Consider the following 22,419-nt stretch of genomic DNA (forward strand, 5'->3'; position numbering starts at 1 on the left):
CACTGCCCCACGCCATCCGAATCCTGTTCTAGAATCGCTGTCGACAAGCGGTCTGAGAGAGGGTTCGACACATGGCCATCGGGCTGACCGAGGAGCACGAGGCGCTCGCCGATTCGGTGCGCGGTTTCGCCGAGCGCAACATCCCGGTGACGGCGGTCCGCGCCGCGCTGGACGCGGACGAGGAGACCCGGCCCGGGTTCTGGCCGGCCCTGGCCGAGCAGGGCCTGCTGGGCCTGCATCTGGACGAGGAGCACGGCGGGCAGGGCTACGGCCTGCTGGAGCTGTCGGTCGTGCTGGAGGAGCTGGGCCGGGCCGCGGCGCCCGGCCCGTTCCTGCCGACGGTGCTGGCGAGCTCGGTGATCGACGCGTCCAGCAACGCCAAGCTGCGCGCCGAGCTGCTGCCGGGGCTGGCGGACGGGTCCAGGACCGGCGCGGTCGCGCTGTCGGGGAGCCTGACCGGCACCCGGCAGGGCGGCGCGCTGGCGGTGTCGGGCTCGGCGGCGACGGTGCTGGGCGCGCTGCTCGCCGACGTGGTCGTCCTGCCGGTGACGGCCGGGGGCGAGCAGCAGTGGGTCGCGGTGGACGCCGCGGACCTGAAGGTCACCGCGGTGGCGAGCCTGGACAAGGTCCGCCGCGTCGCCGCCGTCGAGGCCGACGGGGTGACGGTGCCGGCCGACCGGGTGCTGGACGGGGTGACGACCGGCCGCGTCCGCGACCTGGCCGCGGCGCTGTTCGGCGCGGAGGCCGCCGGCCTGGCCGGGTGGCTGGTGACCACGGCCGCCGAGTACGCCAAGGTCCGCGAGCAGTTCGGGCGTCCGATCGGGCAGTTCCAGGGCGTCAAGCACAAGGCGGCCCGCGCCCTGATCGCGCTGGAGCAGGCCCGCGCCGCCGCGTGGGACGCCGCCCGCGCGCTGGACGAGGGCACCGAGGAGGCCGGCTTCGCCGCCGCCGTCGCCGCGGTGATCGCGGCGGACGCGGGCGTGCAGACCGCCCGGGACGCGATCCAGATGCTCGGCGGCATCGGGTTCACCTGGGAGCACGACGCGCACATCTACCTGCGCCGCGCGCTGACCCTGCGGGCGCTGCTCGGCCCGGCCAAGGACTGGGCCGCCAAGGTCGCCGAGCTGGCCCTGGCCGGCGGCCGCCGCGAGGTCGAACTGGAGCTGGACGAGGGCGCGCAGCCGCTGCGCGAGCGGATCCGCGCCGAGGTCGCCGAGCTCGCCGCGATCGAGGACAAGGACGCCCTCCACGTCAAGATGGGCGACGAGGGCTGGACCGTCCCGCACTTCCCGAAGCCGTGGGGACGCGGCGCGAGCCCGGTCGAGCAGGTCATCATCCAGCAGGAGCTGAAGGCCGCCAAGGTCAAGGCGCCGAACCTGGTGATCGGCGCATGGCTGGTGCCGTCGCTGGTCCGCTACGGGTCGCAGGAGCAGAAGGAGCGGTTCCTGCGGCCGACGCTGCGCGGGCAGATGGTGTGGTGCCAGCTGTTCTCCGAGCCGGGCGCCGGCTCGGACCTGGCGTCGCTGTCGATGAAGGCCGAGCGCGTCGAGGGCGGCTGGAAGCTGACCGGCCAGAAGATCTGGACGTCGGTGGCGCAGCACGCGCAGTGGGGCTTCTGCATCGCCCGCACCGCCCCCGACGCGCCCAAGCACGACGGCATCACCTACTTCCTGGTCGACATGAAGTCGCCGGGGGTGGACGTCCGGCCGCTGCGCGAGCTGACCGGTGACGCGCTGTTCAACGAGGTCTTCCTGGACGGCGTGTTCGTCCCGGACGACTGCGTGGTCGGCGAGGTGAACCAAGGCTGGCAGGTCGCCCGCAACACCCTGTCCAACGAGCGGGTGTCGCTGTCGACCGGCGGCGGCCTCGGCATGGGCGTGCCCGAGCTGCTGAAGTTCTTCAAGGGCCGGCGGCTGGACGCGGTCACCACCGCCGAGGTCGGCAAGCTCGTCGCGCAGGGCCAGTCGATCGACCTGCTGGGGCTGCGCACCACGCTGAAGCAGCTCAACGGCGTGGAGCCGGGCGCCGAGGCCAGCGTCCGCAAGCTGCTCGGCGTGCAGTTCAACCAGGACGTCGCCGACTACTGCTGGGCGGCGCAGGGCGAGGCGGCGGCCACCGAGACGCCGATGGCCGAGAGCGGGATCATCGCCCGGGCCATGCTGTTCAGCCGCGCGATGACGATCTACGGCGGCACCACCGAGGTGCAGCTGAACATCATCGGCGAGCGCCTCCTCGGCCTCCCCCGCGACCCCGAACCCGGCAAATAGCAGCGTCGTTCACTTGCGGCGAGTCGTCGTCATGGGGCGGCTCAAAACGACGACTCGCCGCAAGTCGACGTCCATCCGGCGGTCGGGCTAGCGGGGACGGAAGTTGTAGGCGATGTTGATCAGGACGATCGCCGACCAGGCGAGGAAGAGTCCGACGCCGCCGGCGTTGACGGCCGCGATCGCGCTGAGCGGGATGGCGGCGACCATCGACAGCACCGCCAGCAGCAGGCCGTGGTCGCCGCCTCCGGACGCGCGGGGCGTCCGGAGGCGGCGGCGCGGGGCCGGAGCGGGGTCGGCGGGACGCGCGTCGAGGGCCTCCTCGATGCGGTCCACGACCGTCTCGATGAAGGCCGCGTCGTAGTCGGGGCCCAGCTCGCGCCGGGCCGCCAGAGCCGCGGCGAGGTCCTCGCGAGGCAGTCGTCGGGTCGTCATGGTTCGGTTATAGGCGGGCGGAAGGCGGTGCCGCCTCACCCCTCGGTGCCAACCGGGGCGTACCTCGCAGGGATGAGCGCGGGCAGGACACCGCGCGCCGGTAAACTGCCGCTTTCGTCCGATAATCGCCGGAGGTTTCCGTGACCGTGCGGGCCCGCTCGACCGTTCTCGCCGCCTGCGCGGCCGCCGTCGCGCTCCTGCCGGCCGGTTGCGGTGGAGGGGAGAAGGCGGACGACGCGGGGGCGAGCGCGTCGCCCGGTGCCGCGTCCGCCGCGCCCGGGCCGATCCCCGCGATCAAGCCCGCGGACGTCAAGCCGCTGGTCGGCCGCTGGGTCGGCACCGCCAAGGACTACTTCCAGTTCACCGCGGACGGCTCCGGCGTGTGGGTGAGGGGCGGGCAGAGGCTCTGGAGCGGAACGGCGATCCCGGAGGGCGGCGGAAAGTACCGCTTCTCCTGGCAGGGCGGCGACCTGAAGACCGCGTCTTACTGGGGCGTGTCGCTGACCGAGAAGAACACCAAGCTGCTGTTCGCGGGGACGAACCAGACGTACACCAAAGCAGTCGCACACAAAGGCAAGGGCAAGGGATGACCGAGACCAGCCAGAACGCCGGGCACACAGCGAGCGGCGCGGGCGCCGGGAGCGGCGGCGCGTTCGCCTCGCCCGCCGACGTCGAGCGCAGGCTGGCCGGCGTCCGCTACCTCGCCGACGAGGCGATCGCCACCACCGTGTTCCTCGCGCAGGCGCTCGGCAAGCCGCTGCTCGTCGAGGGCCCCGCCGGGGTCGGCAAGACCGAGCTGGCCAAGGCCGTCGCGGCGGCCACCGGCGCCGAGCTGATCCGGCTGCAGTGCTACGAAGGCCTGGACGAGGCGCGCGCGCTCTACGAGTTCAACTACAAGAAGCAGCTCCTCGCCATCCAGGCCGCCCCGGCGGACCGGGCCTGGCAGGAGACCCACGACGACATCTTCTCCGAGGAGTTCCTGCTGGAGCGGCCGCTGCTCGCGGCGATCCGGCGTACGGAGCCCACCGTCCTGCTGATCGACGAGGCGGACAAGGCCGACGTCGAGGTCGAGGGGATGCTGCTGGAGATCCTGTCGGACTTCCAGGTCACCATCCCCGAGCTCGGCACGGTCAGCGCGGCCCGCCGCCCGTTCGTGCTGATCACCTCGAACGCGGCGCGGGAGCTGTCGGAGGCGCTCAAGCGCCGCTGCCTCTACCTGCATCTGGACTACCCGGCGGCGGAACGGGAACGCGACATCGTCCTCGCGCAGGTGCCCGGCATCGAGGCGGAACTGGCCGAGCAGCTCGTCCGGACGGTCGGGACGCTGCGCGCGCTGGAGGTGAAGAAGGCGCCGTCGATCGCCGAGACCGTCGACTGGGCGCGCACGCTGCTCGCGCTCGGCCTGGACGAGCTGGACGAGGCGGCCGTCGCCCGTACGCTCGGCGTCGTCCTCAAGCACGCCTCCGACCAGGAACGGGCCGCCAGGGAACTGGGCCTGAGGGGCTGATCGGATGGCCTCGCTCGTCGACCGGCACACCGGGTTCGTCGCCGCGCTGCGGGAGGCCGGGCTGCCGGTGTCGGTCGCCGAGGGCCTGGACGCGGTCCGCGCGATGAAGGCCGTCGACCTGCTGGACCGGAGCGCGCTGCGGGCCGCGTACGCCGCGACGGTGGTGAAGCGGCCGCAGCACCGCCCGACCTTCGACACGCTGTTCGACCTGTGGTTTCCGGCGGCGGTCGGGGACGGCGCCGGGGCGGCGCGCGAGGAGGACCGTCCCGTCCGGACGCTCGGCGCGGACGGCAGCCCCGTCCCGCCCGCCCTCGACCCGGAGGTGCAGCGCCGCCGCGAGGAGCTGATGGAGCTGTTCCTGGCCGGCGACGACGCGGCGCTGCGGCAGTTCGCGCGGACGGCCGTCGCCGAGTACGGGCGGACGCCGGGGCAGGAATCGTGGTTCTCCTCCGGCGTTCTGCGGGCGCTGTCGCCCGAGACGCTGATGGCGGGGCTGCTCAACGCGGTGCTGAACGGTCAGGAGCGCGGCGGGATGGCCGAGCGCGTCGCGCGCCGCACCTTCCGCGACCGGATCGCCCGGTTCGAGGACCTCGTCGCGAGCGAGGTGCGCCGCCGCATCGCCGAGGACACCGGCGTCGAGCGGACCGCGCGCCTCGCCGTCCGGCCGCCGCTGGAGCGCCTGGACTTCTCCAGCGCCAACCGCGCCGACCTCGCCGCGCTGCGCCGCGAGGTGTACCCGCTGGCGCGCAAGCTCGCGTCCAAGCTCGTCCAGAAGCAGCGGCACGGCAAGCGCGGCCGGCTGGACTTCCGCCGGACGGTCCGGGCGTCGCTGGGCAGCGGGGGAGTGCCGCTGACGACGCACTACCGGCCGCGCCGCCCGCACAAGCCGGAGCTGGTCGTGCTGTGCGACGCCAGCGACTCGGTGTCGGCGTTCGCGCACTTCACGCTGCTGCTGACGTTCGCGCTGCGCGAGCAGTTCAGCAAGGTCCGCGCGTTCGCGTTCATCGACGCGACCGACGAGATCACCAAGTACTTCGCACCGGGCGCTGACGTCACCGACGCGATGACGCGCATGGCCGCCGAGGCCGACCTCGTCTGGATCACCGGCCGCTCCAACTACGGCCATGCGATCAAGGTGTTCGACGACAAGTACCGCGACGCCATCACGCCGAAGACGTCCCTGCTCATTCTGGGCGACGCCCGCTCCAACTACGGCGAGCTGTCGCTGCCGATCCTGCGGTCGATGGTCGACCGGGCCCGGCACGCCTACTGGCTGAACCCGGAGCCGCGCCGCCTCTGGGACACCGGCGACTCCGCCGCGTCCCGCTACGGCGACCTCGTCCCGATGTTCGAGTGCCGCAACCTGGCCCAGCTCGCCGCCTTCATCGAGGAGCTGGCCTAGCGCTCGCGGATCGCGGCGGCCAGGGCCGCGCCGGCGAGGGCGACGACGGCGGAGACGAGCATCGTGACGTCGGTGCCGTGCGCGAGCGCGGACGGCCCGTCGCCCGATCCGGTCGCGATCGCGCCGACGACCGCGACACGGTGATCGGCGACCCGGTGAACGAGGCGGCGCGGCTGACCGACCTCGCCAAGGCGACCGAGGCGCGCGTTCTCGCGTCCGGCTCCCTGGTGGCCACGGCGGATCCGGAGGAGGCGGCGCAGTGGGGCCCGGCGAGGAGGTCGTCCTGCGGGGCCGCACGCGGGCGACCCGGCTCGCCGCGCCGCGCGGGGCTTCCGGGTAGGGCTCAGGACGGGCCGAGCGTGGCGCCGCTCAGCGTCGTGTAGAACGGCGACTCGGTGAACCCGGGGCCGGTCTCCTCGCCGATGTAGACGTCGGCGTGGTGCTCGCCGCCGTAGCCGGGACGGAACAGATCGGTGACCGTCCAGCGCGCCTTCCGGAACGCCGCGCACACCGCCGCCTCGATGCGGTGCCCGGCGCCGTCCCTCCCGCAGTCGACGATCGCGAACCGCTGCCCGCGCGCGAGCACCGAACGGTCGGCGGCGGCGGACGACCAGGGCCGCAGCGGACGGCCGGCCGAGTCGCGGGTCGTGTCGTCCAGCCAGTACCCGACGCTGTGCGACCAGTTGAGGTACCGGCCGCGCTGCGGCCCCGACGTGATCCGCCCGCTGCCCTCCTCCCGGATGACGGCGAGGAAGTCCTCCGGGTAGGAGCCGAGCGGCGTCCTCCCGTGCGAGCAGTGCAGCCGGGGGCAGCCCTTGACGGCCTTGGGACGCCCCTTGTGGAGGCTCTCGACCGCCGTGTAGTAGGTGGTGATCCGCCACGCGCCGGGCCTGCCGAGGGGCCGGGCCCGCTCGGCCTGCGCCGACGCGTCGGGCGACACGTCGGGCGAGGCGGCGGGGGAGGACGCGGCGGTCGCGGTGGGCGGCGGGACGTCCAGCGCGCCCGCCGAGCTTCCGGCCGCCCGGCCGCAGCCGGCGGCGAGGGCACCGCACAGCGCCAAAGCGGCGGCAAGCGATGCCCTCGGCCGCATCCGCGCCTCCTCAGCTCCGGTCGGCGCCCGTGCGCTCCGGCTCGTCCACCACGGGCGACGATATCCCGGACGCGGCGGCGGGGCGGCCAGTGAGCGGGAATCCGGCCAGGAGCAGCGCGGACGCGGAAGGCGGCGACCCCCGGCACTGGGAATCGCCGCCTGCCGGCCTGGATCAGTGGCCGCGCGCGATCCATTCGTCGAGGTGCGGCGCCTCGCCGCCGATGGTGGTGGAGTCGCCGTGGCCGGTCCGCACGACCGTGTCCGGCGGGAGCGTGAGCAGCCGCTCCCGGATCGAGTCGATGATCGTCGGGAAGTCGGAGAAGGACCGGCCGGTCGCGCCGGGACCGCCGTTGAACAGCGTGTCGCCGGAGAACACGGTGCCGAGGTCGGGGGCGTGCAGGCAGACCGCGCCGGGGCTGTGGCCCGGCGTGTGCAGGACGGTCAGGGCGGTGCCCGCGACGGTGATGACCTGCCCGTCGGACAGCTCGCCGTCGGGGCCTTTGTCCGGGTGCTTCTGCTTCCACAGCATCAGGTCGTCCGGGTGCAGCAGGACGGGCGCGCCGGTGCGGGCGGACAGGGCGGGCGCGGCGTCGATGTGGTCGTCGTGGCCGTGCGTGGACACGATCGCGACCAGCCGCCGGTCGCCGACCGCCGCCGCGATCGCGTCGGCGTCGTGCGCGGCGTCGATGACGATCGCCTCGCCGTCGTCGCCGATGATCCAGACGTTGTTGTCGACCTCCCACGTCCCGCCGTCCAGGGAGAACGTCCCGGACGTCACGATGCGGTCGATGCGCGCCCGCGGTGAAGCCGGTGCCATCAGAGGACCACCACCGAGCGCAGCACGTCGCCGTGGTGCATCTTCTCGAACGCGGCCTCGACGCCGTCCAGCTCGATGGTCTCGGACACGAACGCGTCCAGGTCGAGGCGGCCCTGCAGGTACAGGTCGATGAGCATGGGGAAGTCGCGGGACGGCAGGCAGTCGCCGTACCAGGACGACTTCAGCGACCCGCCCCGGCCGAACACGTCCAGCAGCGGCAACTCCAGCTTCATCTCCGGAGTCGGCACCCCCACAAGGACGACGGTTCCGGCGAGGTCGCGGGCGTAGAACGCCTGCTTGTAGGTCTCGGGGCGGCCGACCGCGTCGATGACGACGTCCGCGCCGAACCCGCCGGTCAGCTCCTGCACGGCCGCGACCACGTCGGTGCCCCTGGCGTGGACGGTGTGGGTGGCGCCGAGGGAGGTGGCGGTGGCGAGCTTGCGCTCGTCCAGGTCGATCGCGATGATCCTCGCCGCGCCGGCCAGCCGCGCGCCCAGCACCGCCGCCGCGCCGACGCCGCCGCAGCCGATGACCGCGACCGAGTCGCCGCGCCCCACGTTGCCGGTGTTGATCGCCGCGCCCAGGCCCGCCATGACGCCGCAGCCGAGCAGGCCCGCGACCGCGGGCTTGGCGGCCGGGTCGACCTTGGTGCACTGCCCGGCGGCCACCAGCGTCTTGTCGGCGAACGCGCCGATGCCCAGCGCCGGGGACAGCTCCGTCCCGTCCTCGAGGGTCATCTTCTGCGCCGCGTTGTGGGTGTTGAAGCAGTACCACGGGCGGCCGCGCAGGCACGCCCGGCACTGCCCGCACACCGCGCGCCAGTTGAGGATGACGAAGTCGCCGGGCGCCACCTCGGTGACGCCGTCGCCGACCGACTCCACCACGCCCGCGGCCTCGTGCCCGAGCAGGAACGGGAACTCGTCGTTGATCCCGCCCTCACGGTAGTGCAGGTCGGTGTGGCACACCCCGCACGCCTGCACCTTCACGACCGCCTCGCCCGGACCCGGATCGGGGACGATGACCGTCTCGATCCGCACCGGCTCGCCCCGCCCGGGTGCGACGACCCCCCGTACCTGCTGCGCCATGCTGCCGCCTCTCGTCATGTTTCCGTCCTTGCCCCGACCCTATAGAGCACGGCCCCGGCCTCCCGGCAGGACTTCTGCCGGACGGAACATCCCGGCACCTCCGCTGGAGGGAGGCCACCGCCCCCCGAGGTAGCGGATGGAAGTTCCCCGGCCGGCGCGATGCCCGTCCGGGCGCGCGGGCCGGAGGCTGGTGGCCGTTCGTTCCCCCAAGCGAGAGGACCGCCATGCCACGCCGCCTGAAGATCGCCGCCGCGGGCGCCGCCGGCGCCGCGATCATCGCCGCCGGTGCCGTGCCCGCCCTGGCCGGGGAGGGGGCCGGGGACCGCCCGGCCGCGACGCACCAGCACGCCGCCGCCCGCGGGCAGCTGATCTCCGCGCGCTACCTCGGCACCAGGTCCGCCGCCGAGGTGCGCGCCTGGCTGCCGACCGAGGGCTTCGACGCCTCGTCCGTCCGCTACGGCGTCGACTCCTACCGCCTCATCTACCGGACGGTCGACGCGCGCGGGCGCGCGACGGTCGCCAGCGGCCTGTTCGTGCTCCCGCGCAACGGCGAGCGGGAGCTGCCCACCGTCTCCTACACGCACGGAACCGCCAGCCACATCGCCGACGCGCCGTCGATGGCGCAGGACGTGTGGGGCCCGGGGCCGGCCGTCACCTACGGCGCCGCCGGGTTCGCCGCGGCAGCGCCCGACTACCTCGGCCTCGGCGAAGGCCCGGGCGTCCACCCGTGGAAGGACGTGCCGACCGAGACGTCCGCGGCGCTCGACATGCTCCGCGCCGCCAGGCAGTTCACCTTGCGCGAGCACCGCGAACTGGACGGGCGGGTCTTCGTCACCGGGTTCTCGCAGGGCGCCTCGTCCGCGCTCGGCCTCGCCCGGACGCTGCAGGACGGCGCCGACCCGCACTTCCGGGTCCGCGCGGTCGCCCCGATCAGCGGCGCGTACGACTTCCGCGGCGCGGAGCTGCCCGCGCTGCTGGACGGCAGGGTCGACCCGAAGATGTCCGTGGCGTACGTGTCGTACCTGCTCACGTCGTGGAACCGCGTCCACGGAGGCATCTACGGCAAGCCGTCCGACGTCTTCAAGGAGCCGTACGCGAGCCGTGTCGAGAAGTACTTCGACGGCACCACGCCCGGCCAGGTCATGCTGAAGGGCCTGCCCGGGACCCTCGACGAGCTGCTCACCCCGCGCGGGTTCGAGGTGCTGCGCCACCCGTCCGGGACGTTCGCGAAGGCGCTGCAGGTGGACGGCGAGGTCTGCACCGCGTGGACCCCGCGCGTCCCCCTCCGGCTCTACAAGATCACCAACGACGACCAGGCGGTCACCGCGAACACCGACCACTGCGTCGCCGGATTCCGCGCCCGCGGCGTAGCGGCGCCCGTCATCGACGTGGGCGACAAGGTGTACGGCGGCTCCCGGCACCTCGGGTCGAACCTCGCCGGCACCGCCCTCGCCGTCCGCTGGTTCGCCGGGCTGCGCTGAGCGGCGCGCTCAGCCGAACCGGATCGCCCGGAGCCGGTCGGCGGCCTCCCGGTCCAGCACGGTGACCCCGGCGGCGGGCGGGAGGGCGCCGCCCCGGGCGCGCTCGATCAGCGGCACCCAGCGCCGGCAGTGCCGCGCGAACGTGACGCCCGTGACGGCCCGCCCGCGCGCGAACTGCCCGGCCCGCGCGGTCTCCGGGGCGACGTCGATGAGGATCAGGTGCAGCCGGCCGCCCCGGCGGCGCGCCAGCCAGGCGAAGCAGTACAGGATGTGGGGCCAGGTGCCGCGCGTGTGCGCGACGACCCCGTGGCCGGCCAGCACCGCCCGCCCGATCCGCCACACGTGCGTGACGTGGACGAGCGGGGTGCGCAGCCGCACCGGCAGCGGGCGCAGGAAGCGCGCCCACCAGTTGCGGGACTGCCGCGAGTCGATGATCCGGACGTCGCCCGCGGGCACCGGCGCGGTCTCCTCGCCGGTCAGCCCGTACAGCCGATTCAGCAGGGTGCTCTTGCCCGCCCCCGGGAGCCCGGCGAGCAGTACCAGCGAGCCCCGCGGGTAGCGCAGGGCGGTGCCCGGTTGCGTGTCGTCGATGATGCGCTCCTGGTCTCGGCCCCCGGTTCGGTGCGGATGTGGTCGTCAAAACGAACACTCCGCACCACTGGTTCCGGCGGGCCGGCGCATCGGGGCGCCACGGACGCCGCGGCGGCCGTCGGCGGCGCCGCGTCACCAGCCGCGCGAGCGCCACTCGGGCAGCGACGGGCGCTCCCGGCCGAGCGTCGAGTCCTTGCCGTGGCCCGGATAGAACCAGGTGGTGTCCGGAAGCCGGTCGAAGACGCGCTCCTCCACGTCCGCGAACAGCTGCTTGAACAGCGTCGGGTCGCCCCAGGTGTTGCCGACCCCGCCCGGGAACAGGCTGTCGCCGGTGAACAGGTGCGGGCGGGCGGCCAGCTCGCCGCTCGCGTCGTACAGCAGCGCGATCGAGCCGGGCGTGTGGCCGCGCAGGTGGATGACCTCCAGCTCCGCGCGGCCGACGCGGACGGTGGCGCCGTGCTCGACGGGCTCGGCGACCGGTTCGGGCAGCGCCTCCGCGTCGTGCGGGTGCGCCACGACCGGCGCGCCCGTGGCCCGCACGACCTCGCTCAGCGCCGTCCAGTGGTCCTCGTGGCGGTGCGTGGTGACGATCCGCTCGAGCGGCCCGTCGCCGATCAGCTCCAGCAGCCGCGGCGCCTCGTTGGCCGCGTCGATGAGCAGCTGCTCGCCGGTCGCGGTGCAGCGCAGCAGGTAGGCGTTGTTGTCGTACGGCCCGACCGCCACCTTGGTGACCGTCAGGCCCGGTAGCTCCCGGACGTCGGGGCGGCCGCCCGCCTCGACGTTCCCCGTGTAGGTCATGGGCGAGTCCTCCCATCGGCGTTGCGCGCCGCCGGTGGTGCGCCCCGCCGGCGGTGCGCCCCGTGGTGGTGCGTGCGGACCCATCTTCCCCCAAAGGTCCGCCGCCGGGCGCGCCGGGGCCGGATGAGTCACGTGACGCAGCCGAACCGTGCGCCCGGCGACGGACGTTTCCGCCTTGCCGTCCCACCATGGTCATTGGAAGATCAGGATCGACCCGTGAGGACGGTGCCGCGTTGATCACCGCTTTCCGTCCCGGTCCGGACCGGGAACGCCCGGAGGAGCTGCTCGGCCACGCCTGCGCGCTGGTCCGGCTCTGCGGCCGCGACGCCGCGATCGCCGCCGTGTTCCTCGCCCTGGTGCTGGTCGGGACCGTGAGCCGGCTGGCCGCCGGTCTGCCCGGCGCCGTCGCGCTGGCCCTGCTGCCGGTGCTCGCCGGCGCGTTCGCGGTCTCCGCCGGGTACGCGGTGCGGTCCCGGCGCACGCTGCTGGCGGTGCTCGGCGAGGTGCGCGGCCGCACCGGCGCGCCGGTCGACCCGTCCGCGCCCTGGACGCCGTTCGGCGCGGCGACCGCATTGGACGCCCGGGTCCGCGACACCGAGCTGCGCCGGCTGCTGGCGGCGGCGCACCGCTGCGGAGAGCTGTCCTGGCTGGCCGTCGCGTGGTCGGCGGCGACCGCCGTGCTGTTCCTGTTCTGGTGGCTGGCGACGGCGATGGCGGGCGGATGACCGGGATGATCGACCACGACGTCCGGCCGGGCAGCTTCTGGGAGCGGCTCGGCCCGGACGACCGGCAGGCGCTGCGGGCCATGGGGCGGCGCACCAGCATCCCGCCCGGCGGGACGCTCTGCCACCAGGGCGTGACCGCCCCGTCCGTATGGGTGGTGTTCAAGGCGGCCCCGCGCGCGGCGAGCAACGCCGTCGCCAAGGAGTTCGTCGACTCCAGCGAGGGCGACGAGTCGATCATCGACCTGTTCGGGTCCGGCGACCTGGTCGGCGCGCTCGGCGCGTGGGGGCACCCCGAGCGCGGCACCGTCGCGGCGCTCGACCACGTCGAGGCGCTGCGCGTGGACCGCCGCCGCTTCCGCAGCCTGCTCGCCGCGAACCCGCAGGTCGCCGAGGCGATGATGCACGCGGTGTCGCAGCGCGTCGGGTACGGCGGGCGGCGCCACGCGGTGCGGGCCGCCGAGCATCCGCAGCGCCTCGCCTACCACCTGCTGGAGCTGGCGCACCGGTTCGGCGTCCGCACCGAGCGCGGGACGGAGATCCCGCTGCGGCTCAGCCAGGCGGAGCTGGCGAACTGGGCCGGGATCTCCCGCGAGACGCTGGTGCGCTGGTTCCGGCTGTGGCGGCAGAAGGGCATCATCGACCGCCGGCCGCGGCCGCTGACCGTCCTCGACCCCGAGAAGCTGCGCCGCGCCGCCAGCCCGTGGGGCGACGAGTGGCCGGCGGTCGAGACGGAGGCCGGCGCCGCCCCGGCCGTGCCGCCCGAGTCCCGCCCGGAGGGGGACGAGCCCGGCGGCCTCGCCGCCCGGACGCCGGCCGGGCTGGACGCGGCGCGCGGGACGCCGCCGGTCCGCCTCCCCGCCGACAACCCGTTCTTCGCCGGCCGGGCGGTCAGCCTCGGCAAGCTCGACCTGCTCGTCGCGCAGGCCGAGTGGCCGCGCGCGGTGATCGTCCAGGGGATGGCGGGCGTCGGGAAGACGACCCTCGCGCTGCACTGGGCGCACCGGGTCGTCGACCGGTTCCCCGACGGGGCGGTGTTCGCGGACCTGCGCGGGACGACCCGCAGCCCGGTCACGCCCGCGGAGGCGATGGGGCAGGTGCTGCGCGCCGCCGGCGTCCCCGGCGACCAGCTGCGCAGCACCGAGGCGGAGCTGGCCGCGCAGTGCCGGTCGCTGCTCGCCGACCGGCGGATGCTGCTGATCCTCGACGACGCGGCGCGGCCGGAGCAGATCAGGCCGCTGGTGGGGGCGGTGGAGTCCGGGCTCGCCGTGGTGACGAGCCGCCGCAGGCTGCCGGCGCTGCTGGAGGGCGCCGACGTCCGCGCCCTCGAGCTGCGCGAGATGGTGACGCAGGAGGCCGTCGACCTCATCTCCAACGTGCTCGGCCCGGCCGACGCCCGCGTCCGGGACGAGCGCGGGGCGGCCGCCCGGCTCGCCCGCGAGTGCGGGCACCTCCCCCTTGCCCTGTCGGTCATGGCCGGGCGGCTGGCGGAGAACCCCGGCGAGTCCATCGCCGGGACCGTCCGCGAACTGGCCGAGAGCGACGCGCAGGCCGCCTCGTCGTACGGGACGGGCCTGCCCGGCGCCGGGTACGGGCCGGCGCCGGACGGGTCGGGACCGGCCGCGGGGGAGCCGGCCGCCCCGTCCGGCGCCGGCATCGCCCTGACCGGCATCGAACTGCACGAGGGGGCGGGGCACGGCAGCGCCGGCCCCGGGCTGCGGGGCGTGCTGAACCCGACGTTCGACGTCGCGTACCGCAGCCTGCGCCGCGACCACCGGGAGGCGTTCCGGGTGCTGGCCCTGGTCGCCGGCCCCGACTTCACCCCGGCCGCGCTCGCCGCGCTGCGGGACCGGACGGTGGAGGAGGCGCGCGAATGCCTGGAGGGCCTGCGGCAGGCGTACCTGGTGCACGACGTCGCGCCGGGCCGGTACCGGATGCACGACCTGCTCCGCGACTTCGCGCGGGAGCGGGGCCTGGCCGAGGACGCCGACAGCGACCGGCTGGCGGCGCAGCGCCGGCTGCTCGCCGGATACCTCGCCGAAGCGCGCGCGGCGGGCGACGCGCTGGCGGTACGGCCCCGTCCCGTGGTCCGGCGGGCGGACGGGGCGCGGGGGCGCCCGCCCGCACGTCCGGAGCCGTCCACAACGGAGGGCGCGGAGACCGGCACGGGTGCGGGGGCCGAGAGGGCGGTGGCGCTGGCGTGGTTCGAGGCCGAGCGGCGCAACCTGGTCGCCGCGGTGCACCAGGCGGCCCGCCTCGGCCTGCACCGCACCTGCTGGGAACTGGCCGACGCGCTGTTCGACTTCCAGGAGTTCCGCCGCTACAGCGAGGACAACATCGCCGTCCACCAGGCGGGCCTGCACGCCGCCCGCACCGAGGAGGACTGGGCGGCCGCCGCCGTCATGCTGCACAGCCTGGCGGTGGCGCACTTCGAGGCGGGCGGCTCGGTCCAGGCGATCGGGTACGGCGAGGACGCGCGGCGCGCGTTCCGGACCGTCGAGCCGCCCGACCGGTACGGCGAGGCGGCCGCGCACGCCACGCTCGCCGACGTGCACGTGGCGCTCGGCCGCTACCTCACCGCGATCGAGCACGCCCGCCGGTCGCTGGACGTCCACGCCGGGATGGACGACCTCGGCGGCCTCGCCAAGGACCACGACACGCTGGCCCGCGCACGCCTCGGGCTCGGCGACTACGAGATCGCGCTCGACCACGCGGGGGAGGCGCTGAAGGTGCGCCGCCGGATCGGCGACCAGCCCGGGGTCGCGGAGGCGCTGCTGACCCTCGCGCAGGTGCACCGGCACCTCGGGAACGTCCACGAGGCGGTCTCGCACGCGCTGGAGGCGCTCTACATCCGCCAGGACACGGCCGACGGGCACGGCGCGGCGCAGGCGCTCACCGAACTGGCCCGGATGAACGCGTCGCTGGGACTGCGCGAGATGGCGCTGCGGGACGCCGAGCAGGCGCTGCGGACCTATCAGGCGCTGGGCGCCCGTCATGGGGAGGCGCAGGCGCTGACCACCCTGGGCATGCTGATGTGCGACGGCGCCCGCTACCCGGAGGCGTTCACCTACTGCGGGCAGGCGCTGCGCCTGCACCGCGACACCGGCGACCGGCACGGCGAGGCCGAGACCCTCGCGCAGATCGGCATCGTCCACTGGAAGCTCGGCCGCTACCGCGAGGCCCGCGAGCACCTGCTGCGCGCCCTGGAGATCCGCCGCGAAATCGGCGACCAGCACGGCGAGGCGCACGACCTGGAGCACCTGTCGGTCGTCATGCGCCGCCTCGGCCGCCCCCAGGAGGCGTTCGTCCTCGGCCTGGAGGCCCTCGACCTGTGGCACGGGCTCGGCGCGCAGAGCGGCCTGGCCGGGACCCTCGGCAGCCTCGCCCGCACCTACCTGCGGCTCGGCCTGCCCGAGGACGCCGAGCGCGCCGCCGCCCAGGCGCTGCGGATCAGGCGGGCCGGCGGTGACTGGTACGGCATGGGCGTCGGCATGGACACCTTCGCCGCCGTCCTGCGCCGCAGCGGACGCCCCGAAGAGGCGCTGGAGATGGAACTGAAGGCACTGCGCGTCCTCGGCGAGGTCGGCGACCGGCACAGCGAGGCGACCGCGCTGGTCCACCTCGCCGCCATCCACCTGGACCTCGGCCGGGCCGCCGAGGCCCGCGCCACCGGGGCGCGGGCGCTGCGGGTCGCCACCGAGGTCGGCGACGCCCGCGAGCAGGCGTACGCGCTGCACGTCATGGCCCGCGCGTGCCTGCTGCTCGGCGAGCACGCCGACGCCTGCGAGCATTTCGAGGCCGAGATCGCGATCCGCCGCGACATGGACGATCATGGTGGCCGGCGGGCCGCGCTCGAGCTGCAGGCGCGGTCGCGCAAGGCGCTCGGCGACGAGGCCGGCGCGGCGGAATGCGAACGGCGGGTCGCGGCGCTCGACAAGTGGCTCGCCTCGGACAGGTCGCTCGACATGTGACGAACTACGCGGTCCATCGGCGTACCGCCGCGTTCACTGGACACCGGACGCCCCGCGCGGCGAGGTTCCGCGGGGCCCCGGCCCGGTTCCGCGAGGAGGCGAGATGGCACCCGCACCGTTCTGGGACGCGCTGCCGGCGGCGGCGCGGGAGGCGCTGCGCCGCACCGGCGCGCCCGCCGTGATCCGGCCCGGGGCCTTCCTGACCCGCGAGCACACCCGCGCGGCGCAGGTGTTCGTGCTGCGCGCCGGCGCGGTCAAGGTATGGGTGAGCCGGGACGGCGAGACCGCGATCCTCGACGTCCTCGGGCCCGGCGACCTCGTCGGCGAGCTGGAGGCGGCGGACGGCGGCGTCCGGCACGCCAACGTCGAGGCGCTCACCCGCGTCGAGGCGCTGGTGCTGCCCGCCGACCGGTTCCGTGGCGTCCTGGACGCCCACCCCGGGTCGGCGTGGGCCGTCGCCGCCGTCCTCGCCGAACGGCTCCGCGACGCCAACGGGCTGCGCATCGCGCACTTCCCCGACGACGCCGAGCGGCGCCTCGCGAGCCGGCTGCTGCGGCTGGCCGCCCGGTTCGGGACGCCGCTGAAGGAGGAGCGCGCGGACGGCGTCGCCGCGCCGGACGACGCCGTCCGCATCGAGGTGCCGGTCACCCAGCAGGACCTCGGCCGCTGGGCGGGGATGGGCCGCCGCAAGGTCGCGCAGCTGCTGGCCGACGGCCCGCTGGCCGCCGGCGTCACCGTCGCCCGCGGGACGATCATCGTCCGGTCGGCGGCCGTGCTGCGCCGCCTGACCGGCGGCGACGACCCGGGCTGACCGGGATCCGGCCCGGTCAGAACGCGGACGGCGGGTGCGGCCAGGGCGGCGGGACGGGCACCGGGCCGCCCGGACGCAGCGTCACGCCCGCGCCGTCCGAGCGGCCGCTCAGCCAGCCCAGCAGCGCCCGCCCCGACCCGGACGCCTCCGGTCCCCCCGCCGTCCAGCCGAGGTTTGCGGACTCACCCGAGTCCGTCGCGGTGATCCGGTAGCCGGCCAGCTCGCCCCACCGCTCGGCGGGCAGCGCCGCGAGGTCGGTGAGCGTGCTGGTCAGCGCCCACCGCACGTAGGGCTCGGGCCAGTCGGCGGGCCCGTACCCGGCGGCGAGGTCGACGTGGTGGGCCTCCACCTCGTGCCAGCGGCGCAGCACCGTGTACCAGGCCGGGTGCTCCGCGCCGGTCATCGCCGCGACGGGAGCGTTCCACGCCTCGTCCGGCAGCGTGCGGACCTGCTCGGCGAACCGCGCCGTCGTGGCCCGCACGTCGGCGGCCAGCTCGGCGGCGCTGCGGCCCGCGCCCGCCTCGATGTCGGCGACGCGGCTCTCGAAGCTCGGGTACTGCGGGATCACCGTGCCGGTCCGCGCCCACTCCAGCAGGTTCCACAGCGAGTCGGCGTTGCGGGCGATGTGCGTCGCGACGTGCCCGCGCGTCCAGCCGGGCAGCGCCGACGGCCCCCGCAGCTCCTGGTCGGTGAGCCCGGCGATCCGCGCCGCCACCCGCTCCGCGCCCGCGTCCGCCTCGCCGATCGCCGGCCGCCAGGTCTCCACCGCGCCGCCCATGCCGGCCCCCAATCTCCCGTCGGAGGCTTCATCCTGGCGCAGCCGCCGCGCCCGCACCAGACGGCCCGCGGGGACCGCCGGTGCGTTTCCGCTCACTCCGGCGCCGTCCCGGTACCACAATGTGGATCATGGAGTACCCCATCTGCGCCACCTGCGGCGTCCAGTACGGCGAGCCGCGGCCCGACTGCCCGATCTGCGAGGACGAGCGGCAGTACGTCGGCTGGGACGGCCAGCGCTGGACGAGCCTGGAGGAACTGCGCGCCGCCGGCCATCGCGGCCTCGTCGAGGAGGAGGGCCTGGACGTCGTCGGCATCGGCACCGAGCCGTCCATCGCCATCGGCCAGCGGGCGCTGCTGCTGCGCGCCCCGTCCGGCAACGTGCTGTGGGACATGGTCACCCACATCGACGACCAGCTGATCCGCGAGGTCGACGACCTGGGCGGCATCACCGCGATCGCGATCAGCCACCCGCACTACTACGGCACGATGATCGAGTGGGCGCACGCGTTCGACGCGCCCGTCTACATCCACGAGGCCGACCGCCGGTGGGTGGCCCGCCCCGACGACGCGGTCGTCTTCTGGGAGGGCGACACCCACGAGCTGGCCGACGGCCTCACGCTGATCAACGCGGGCGTGCACTTCGACGGCGGGCAGGTGCTGCACTGGCGGGACGCCCGAGCGCTGTTCTCCGGCGACATCCTGCAGGTCGTCAACGACCGGGACTGGGTCAGCTTCATGTACAGCTACCCGAACTACATCCCGGAGCGGCCCCGGACGGTCCGGCGCGCGCTGCGGCTGCTGGAACCCTACGAGTTCGACCGCGTCTACGGCGCCTGGTGGCGGAAGATCGTCTACACCGACGGCAAGGACGCCGTGCGCCGCTCGGCCGACCGCTACCTGTCCTTCGCACTGGACGACGAGTAGCTCGGGACGGCGAGTGGCTCGGGACGGCGAGTGGCTCGGGACGGCGAGTGGCTCGGGACGGCGAGTGGCTCAGGACGCCAGCGCCTCGCTGATCGCGGCGCGGTCCTGGTACTCGCGCCAGTGCACGATGCGCCCGTCCCGCGCCCGCAGCACCACCGCGAAGTTCGCCGAGGCGCGCCTGCCGTTCGCGGGCACCCTCGCGACCATCACGTACTCGGCGACGATGACCTCCGGGTCGGCGGTCTCGTGGATCACCACGTCCCGGAACTCCTCGAACACGATGGGCAAGGCCTTGCGGCCTTCGCGCAGCCGCGCGGCGATCGCGCTCGGCGAACATCGGCCCCGTCGTGGGTTTGCTCGCCGAGGAGGGCACCGAGATCGAGCCCGGCGACCAGATCATGGCGCTCGCCGACCCCTTCGGCGCCCTCCTGGAGGCCGCTCAGCGCGCCGGGACGGTCCGCGCGGACGCGCGCCTCGACGAGGTCATGGCCCTCGTCGCCGCCACCGGCCACGGCGCCGTGGCCGGCGGCTGGTCCGACGACCTGCGGCGGCGCACCGTCGAGCTGGTCAAGGACGCCCTCCGGCCCCGGTAGGCGGGTTGCGGTGGCGGGGGGCGTTCGAACACGTGTACGGTGCCAGAGTGCCGCCGGGACCGTCCGGGGACGGGCGGGGCGCGGCATGAAATGCGGCGGCGTCCGCCGCTGTTAACGACTCGGGGGATTCTGTCGGACCCCCTGGCTAGCCTGGAGAGCGATCTGTCTCTCCCCATCACCGCGCCCAGAAGAGGAACCGGAAGTACGCCGTGCATGACCGACTCATCGTGCGTGGAGCACGCGAGCACAACCTGAAGGACGTCTCGCTCGACCTGCCGCGGGACGCCATGATCGTGTTCACCGGTCTGTCGGGGTCCGGGAAGTCCAGCCTGGCGTTCGACACGATCTTCGCCGAGGGGCAGCGCCGGTACGTGGAGTCGCTGTCGGCGTACGCCCGGCAGTTCCTCGGGCAGATGGACAAGCCCGACGTCGACTTCATCGAGGGCCTGTCCCCGGCGGTGTCGATCGACCAGAAGTCGACCAGCAAGAACCCCCGGTCGACGGTCGGGACGATCACCGAGGTCTACGACTACCTGCGGCTGCTGTACGCCCGGATCGGGCATCCGCACTGCCCCGAGTGCGGCCGGCCGATCAGCCGGCAGGCGCCGCAGCAGATCGTCGACCGGGTGCTGGAGCTGGAGGCCGGCACCCGGTTCCAGGTGCTGGCGCCGGTGATCCGCGGCCGCAAGGGCGAGTACGTCGAGCTGTTCCGCGAGCTGCAGTCCAAGGGCTACTCGCGGGCGCTGGTCGACGGCGCGATGATCCGGCTGGACGAGCCGCCGAAGCTGAAGAAGCAGGAGAAGCACGACATCTCCATCGTGGTCGACCGGCTCTCGGTGAAGGACACCGCGCGGCAGCGGCTCGCCGACTCGGTGGAGACCGCGCTCGGCCTCGCGGGCGGGACGATCGTCCTCGACTTCGTCGACCTGCCCGAGGACGACGAGAACCGCACCCGGATGTACTCCGAGCACCTGTACTGCCCGTACGACGACCTGTCGTTCGAGGAGCTGGAGCCGCGGTCGTTCTCGTTCAACTCGCCGTACGGCGCCTGCCCCGACTGCACCGGCCTCGGCACCCGCATGGAGGTCGACCCCGAGCTGGTCATCCCCGACGGGGAGCTGACCCTCGGCGAGGGCGCCATCCAGCCCTGGTCGGGCGGGCACGTCAGCGACTACTTCCTGCGCCTGCTGTCGGCGCTGGGCGACGCCATGGGCTTCGACCTGAACACCCCGTGGGAGAAGCTGCCCGCCAAGGCGCGCAAGGCGATCCTCAACGGGCATGAGACGCAGGTCCACGTCCGGTACAAGAACCGCTACGGCCGGACGCGCTCGTACTACACGGCCTACGAGGGCGTGATCCCCTACATCCAGCGGCGGCACGCCGAGTCCGAGAGCGACTCCAGCCGGGAGCGGTTCGAGGGCTACATGCGCGAGATCCCCTGCCCGACCTGCGAGGGCGCCCGGCTGAAGCCGGTCGTCCTGGCGGTCACCATGGGCGGGATGTCGATCGCCGAGGTCGCGGCCATGCCGATCGGCGAGGCCGCGAAGTTCCTGCTGGCGATGGAGCTGAACGAGCGCGAGAAGCACATCGCCGAGCGGGTGCTGAAGGAGATCAACGCCCGGCTCGGGTTCCTGCTCGACGTCGGGCTCGACTACCTGACGCTCGACCGCGCGTCCGCGACGCTGGCGGGCGGCGAGGCGCAGCGCATCCGGCTGGCGACGCAGATCGGGTCCGGGCTGGTCGGCGTGCTGTACGTGCTGGACGAGCCGTCGATCGGCCTGCACCAGCGCGACAACCACCGGCTGCTGGAGACGCTGGTCCGGCTCCGCGACATGGGCAACACGCTGATCGTCGTCGAGCACGACGAGGACACGATCGCCGCCGCCGACTGGGTCGTCGACATCGGCCCGCGCGCCGGCGAGCACGGCGGCGAGATCGTGGTGTCCGGCACGGTGGACGAGCTGCTGACGTCCGAGCGCTCGCTGACCGGCGCGTACCTGTCGGGCCGCCGGTCGATCGCGGTGCCGGAGATCCGCCGCCCGCGCGCCCGGGGCCGCGAGGTCACGGTGAAGGGCGCGCAGCAGAACAACCTGCGGAACGTCGACGTGGCGTTCCCGCTCGGCGTGCTGACCGCGGTGACGGGCGTGTCCGGTTCCGGCAAGTCGACGCTGGTCAACGACATCCTCTACAACGCGCTGGCCAAGCAGCTGAACGGGGCCAAGACCGTCCCCGGCAAGCACAAGCGGGTCAACGGAGTCGACCAGCTCGACAAGGTCGTGCACGTCGACCAGTCGCCGATCGGGCGGACGCCGCGCTCCAACCCGGCGACCTACACCGGCGTGTTCGACCACATCCGCAAGCTGTTCGCGCAGACCACCGAGGCGAAGGTGCGCGGCTACCAGCCGGGCCGGTTCTCCTTCAACGTCAAGGGCGGCCGCTGCGAGAACTGCTCCGGCGACGGCACCATCAAGATCGAGATGAACTTCCTGCCGGACGTCTACGTCCCGTGCGAGGTGTGCCACGGCGCCCGCTACAACCGGGAGACGCTCGAGGTCCACTACAAGGGCAAGACGATCTCCGAGGTGCTCGACATGCCGATCGAGCAGGCCACCGAGTTCTTCGAGCCGATCAAGGCGATCCATCGGCACCTGAAGACGCTGAACGACGTCGGCCTCGGCTACGTCCGGCTGGGCCAGCCGGCGCCGACGCTGTCGGGCGGCGAGGCGCAGCGCGTCAAGCTGGCCGCCGAGCTGCAGAAGCGCTCCACCGGCCGGACGATCTACGTGCTGGACGAGCCGACCACCGGCCTGCACTTCGAGGACATCCGCAAGCTCCTCGACGTGCTGAACGGCCTGGTCGACAAGGGCAACACGGTGATCGTGATCGAGCACAACCTCGACGTGATCAAGACGGCGGACTGGATCGTCGACATGGGCCCGGAGGGCGGGTCGCGCGGCGGCACCGTCGTCGCCACGGGCACGCCCGAGGACGTGGCGAAGGTGGAGGGCAGCCACACCGGCCAGTTCCTCGCCAAGATCCTCGGCTGACGGCCGAAGCGCCCGTGCGGCGGGGCCGCGGCCCCGCCCTACAGCGGGATGTTGCCGTGCTTGCGCGGCTCCGGGATCTCCCGCTTGGTCGGCAACGACGGAAG

20 protein-coding genes are annotated in these 22,419 nt (G+C 74.2%); 12 read left to right on the plus strand and 8 right to left on the minus strand.

What is annotated here, in order from left to right; genetic code table 11:
* Positions 1-71 precede the first annotated feature (71 nt).
* A complete protein-coding gene (locus tag F8568_RS07755; RefSeq protein WP_151592815.1) occupies positions 72-2,267 on the plus strand; it encodes an acyl-CoA dehydrogenase in 2,196 nt (731 codons plus the stop codon).
* A gap of 87 nt (positions 2,268-2,354) precedes the next feature.
* On the opposite strand, the gene F8568_RS07760 is transcribed toward F8568_RS07755, so the two are convergent.
* On the minus strand, positions 2,355-2,699 hold the full coding sequence (locus F8568_RS07760; protein WP_151592816.1) for a hypothetical protein: 345 nt from the start codon (positions 2,697-2,699) through the stop codon (positions 2,355-2,357).
* 140 nt (positions 2,700-2,839) lie between these two features.
* Here F8568_RS07760 and F8568_RS07765 point away from each other — a divergent pair, with 140 nt between their 5' ends.
* From F8568_RS07765 to F8568_RS07780, 4 genes are all read left to right on the plus strand, one after another.
* Positions 2,840-3,289, plus strand: coding sequence for a hypothetical protein (locus F8568_RS07765; RefSeq protein ID WP_328600771.1), 450 nt, complete (start codon positions 2,840-2,842; stop codon positions 3,287-3,289).
* On the plus strand, positions 3,286-4,206 hold the full coding sequence (locus F8568_RS07770) for an AAA family ATPase (RefSeq protein ID WP_151592817.1): 921 nt from the start codon (positions 3,286-3,288) through the stop codon (positions 4,204-4,206). The genes F8568_RS07765 and F8568_RS07770 overlap by 4 nt, the downstream gene beginning before the upstream one ends.
* Positions 4,207-4,210: 4 nt before the next feature.
* Positions 4,211-5,608, plus strand: a complete 1,398-nt coding sequence (locus tag F8568_RS07775; RefSeq protein ID WP_151592818.1) for a vWA domain-containing protein — start codon at positions 4,211-4,213, stop codon at positions 5,606-5,608.
* Positions 5,609-5,685: 77 nt separating this feature from the next.
* Positions 5,686-5,991: a nucleotidyl cyclase domain-containing protein gene (locus tag F8568_RS07780; RefSeq protein WP_202124647.1), complete on the plus strand. Its 306-nt coding sequence runs from the start codon at positions 5,686-5,688 to the stop codon at positions 5,989-5,991.
* Here F8568_RS07780 and F8568_RS07785 read toward each other — a convergent pair.
* The 3 genes from F8568_RS07785 to F8568_RS07795 all read right to left on the minus strand — a co-directional run bounded on the left by F8568_RS07785 (position 5,952) and on the right by F8568_RS07795 (position 8,600).
* Positions 5,952-6,698 (minus strand): hypothetical protein, encoded by a 747-nt coding sequence (locus F8568_RS07785; protein ID WP_202124648.1) that lies wholly within the window; start codon positions 6,696-6,698, stop codon positions 5,952-5,954. The two genes, F8568_RS07780 and F8568_RS07785, sit on opposite strands and share 40 nt — an antisense overlap.
* A 172-nt stretch (positions 6,699-6,870) precedes the next feature.
* Entirely contained in the window at positions 6,871-7,515 is a 645-nt protein-coding gene (locus F8568_RS07790) for an MBL fold metallo-hydrolase (RefSeq protein ID WP_151592819.1), read from the minus strand.
* On the minus strand, positions 7,515-8,600 hold the full coding sequence (locus tag F8568_RS07795) for an S-(hydroxymethyl)mycothiol dehydrogenase (RefSeq protein WP_151593059.1): 1,086 nt from the start codon (positions 8,598-8,600) through the stop codon (positions 7,515-7,517). Before F8568_RS07795 ends, F8568_RS07790 begins: the two co-directional genes overlap by 1 nt.
* A gap of 224 nt (positions 8,601-8,824) precedes the next feature.
* Between F8568_RS07795 and F8568_RS07800 the strand changes: the two genes are divergently transcribed.
* A complete protein-coding gene (locus F8568_RS07800; RefSeq protein WP_202124649.1) occupies positions 8,825-10,081 on the plus strand; it encodes an alpha/beta hydrolase family protein in 1,257 nt (418 codons plus the stop codon).
* A gap of 9 nt (positions 10,082-10,090) precedes the next feature.
* Here the strand turns inward: F8568_RS07800 and F8568_RS07805 are convergent, their stop codons facing one another.
* Positions 10,091-10,537 (minus strand): ATP-binding protein, encoded by a 447-nt coding sequence (locus F8568_RS07805; protein WP_328600772.1) that lies wholly within the window; start codon positions 10,535-10,537, stop codon positions 10,091-10,093.
* A 267-nt stretch (positions 10,538-10,804) separates the two neighbouring features.
* Positions 10,805-11,470, minus strand: coding sequence for an MBL fold metallo-hydrolase (locus tag F8568_RS07810; RefSeq protein ID WP_151592821.1), 666 nt, complete (start codon positions 11,468-11,470; stop codon positions 10,805-10,807).
* A 233-nt stretch (positions 11,471-11,703) separates the two neighbouring features.
* Between F8568_RS07810 and F8568_RS07815 the strand changes: the two genes are divergently transcribed.
* From F8568_RS07815 to F8568_RS07825, 3 genes are all read left to right on the plus strand, one after another.
* Positions 11,704-12,195, plus strand: a complete 492-nt coding sequence (locus F8568_RS07815) for a hypothetical protein (RefSeq protein ID WP_151592822.1) — start codon at positions 11,704-11,706, stop codon at positions 12,193-12,195.
* Positions 12,192-16,163 (plus strand): tetratricopeptide repeat protein, encoded by a 3,972-nt coding sequence (locus F8568_RS07820; protein ID WP_151592823.1) that lies wholly within the window; start codon positions 12,192-12,194, stop codon positions 16,161-16,163. The genes F8568_RS07815 and F8568_RS07820 overlap by 4 nt, the downstream gene beginning before the upstream one ends.
* 103 nt (positions 16,164-16,266) lie before the next feature.
* Positions 16,267-16,974 (plus strand): Crp/Fnr family transcriptional regulator, encoded by a 708-nt coding sequence (locus F8568_RS07825; protein WP_160573540.1) that lies wholly within the window; start codon positions 16,267-16,269, stop codon positions 16,972-16,974.
* A gap of 16 nt (positions 16,975-16,990) precedes the next feature.
* On the opposite strand, the gene F8568_RS07830 is transcribed toward F8568_RS07825, so the two are convergent.
* A complete protein-coding gene (locus F8568_RS07830) occupies positions 16,991-17,752 on the minus strand; it encodes a maleylpyruvate isomerase family mycothiol-dependent enzyme (protein ID WP_151592825.1) in 762 nt (253 codons plus the stop codon).
* Between the two features lie 128 nt (positions 17,753-17,880).
* On the opposite strand from F8568_RS07830, the gene F8568_RS07835 reads away from it, so the two are divergent.
* Entirely contained in the window at positions 17,881-18,675 is a 795-nt protein-coding gene (locus F8568_RS07835) for an MBL fold metallo-hydrolase (RefSeq protein ID WP_236008524.1), read from the plus strand.
* A 69-nt stretch (positions 18,676-18,744) separates the two neighbouring features.
* Here F8568_RS07835 and F8568_RS07840 read toward each other — a convergent pair whose 3' ends face one another.
* Positions 18,745-18,996 carry a nuclear transport factor 2 family protein gene (locus tag F8568_RS07840; RefSeq protein WP_151592827.1) on the minus strand — a complete coding sequence of 84 codons (252 nt, stop codon included), beginning with the start codon at positions 18,994-18,996 and terminating at the stop codon, positions 18,745-18,747.
* A gap of 26 nt (positions 18,997-19,022) precedes the next feature.
* Between F8568_RS07840 and F8568_RS07845 the strand changes: the two genes are divergently transcribed.
* Together F8568_RS07845 and uvrA are read left to right on the plus strand one after the other, a co-directional pair.
* The gene (locus tag F8568_RS07845) at positions 19,023-19,268 is read left to right on the plus strand and encodes an SbtR family transcriptional regulator (protein ID WP_151592828.1); all 246 of its coding nucleotides are present in this window, start codon (positions 19,023-19,025) and stop codon (positions 19,266-19,268) included.
* Between the two features lie 209 nt (positions 19,269-19,477).
* Positions 19,478-22,315, plus strand: coding sequence for an excinuclease ABC subunit UvrA (gene uvrA / locus F8568_RS07850; protein WP_151592829.1), 2,838 nt, complete (start codon positions 19,478-19,480; stop codon positions 22,313-22,315).
* Positions 22,316-22,419: the final 104 nt, after the last annotated feature.

The sequence above is a fragment of the Actinomadura physcomitrii genome (genome assembly GCF_008923205.2).
GTDB classification, from domain to species: domain Bacteria; phylum Actinomycetota; class Actinomycetes; order Streptosporangiales; family Streptosporangiaceae; genus Spirillospora; species Spirillospora physcomitrii.

Coding starts and splice junctions, on each gene's coding strand:
- F8568_RS07755 (WP_151592815.1), top strand. CDS start 72: ATGGCCATCGGGCTGACCGAGGAGCACGAGGCGCTCGCCGATTCGGTG.
- F8568_RS07760 (WP_151592816.1), bottom strand. CDS start 2,699: ATGACGACCCGACGACTGCCTCGCGAGGACCTCGCCGCGGCTCTGGCG.
- F8568_RS07770 (WP_151592817.1), top strand. CDS start 3,286: ATGACCGAGACCAGCCAGAACGCCGGGCACACAGCGAGCGGCGCGGGC.
- F8568_RS07775 (WP_151592818.1), top strand. CDS start 4,211: ATGGCCTCGCTCGTCGACCGGCACACCGGGTTCGTCGCCGCGCTGCGG.
- F8568_RS07785 (WP_202124648.1), bottom strand. CDS start 6,698: ATGCGGCCGAGGGCATCGCTTGCCGCCGCTTTGGCGCTGTGCGGTGCC.
- F8568_RS07790 (WP_151592819.1), bottom strand. CDS start 7,515: ATGGCACCGGCTTCACCGCGGGCGCGCATCGACCGCATCGTGACGTCC.
- F8568_RS07795 (WP_151593059.1), bottom strand. CDS start 8,600: ATGGCGCAGCAGGTACGGGGGGTCGTCGCACCCGGGCGGGGCGAGCCG.
- F8568_RS07800 (WP_202124649.1), top strand. CDS start 8,825: ATGCCACGCCGCCTGAAGATCGCCGCCGCGGGCGCCGCCGGCGCCGCG.
- F8568_RS07810 (WP_151592821.1), bottom strand. CDS start 11,470: ATGACCTACACGGGGAACGTCGAGGCGGGCGGCCGCCCCGACGTCCGG.
- F8568_RS07820 (WP_151592823.1), top strand. CDS start 12,192: ATGACCGGGATGATCGACCACGACGTCCGGCCGGGCAGCTTCTGGGAG.
- F8568_RS07825 (WP_160573540.1), top strand. CDS start 16,267: ATGGCACCCGCACCGTTCTGGGACGCGCTGCCGGCGGCGGCGCGGGAG.
- F8568_RS07830 (WP_151592825.1), bottom strand. CDS start 17,752: ATGGGCGGCGCGGTGGAGACCTGGCGGCCGGCGATCGGCGAGGCGGAC.
- F8568_RS07835 (WP_236008524.1), top strand. CDS start 17,881: ATGGAGTACCCCATCTGCGCCACCTGCGGCGTCCAGTACGGCGAGCCG.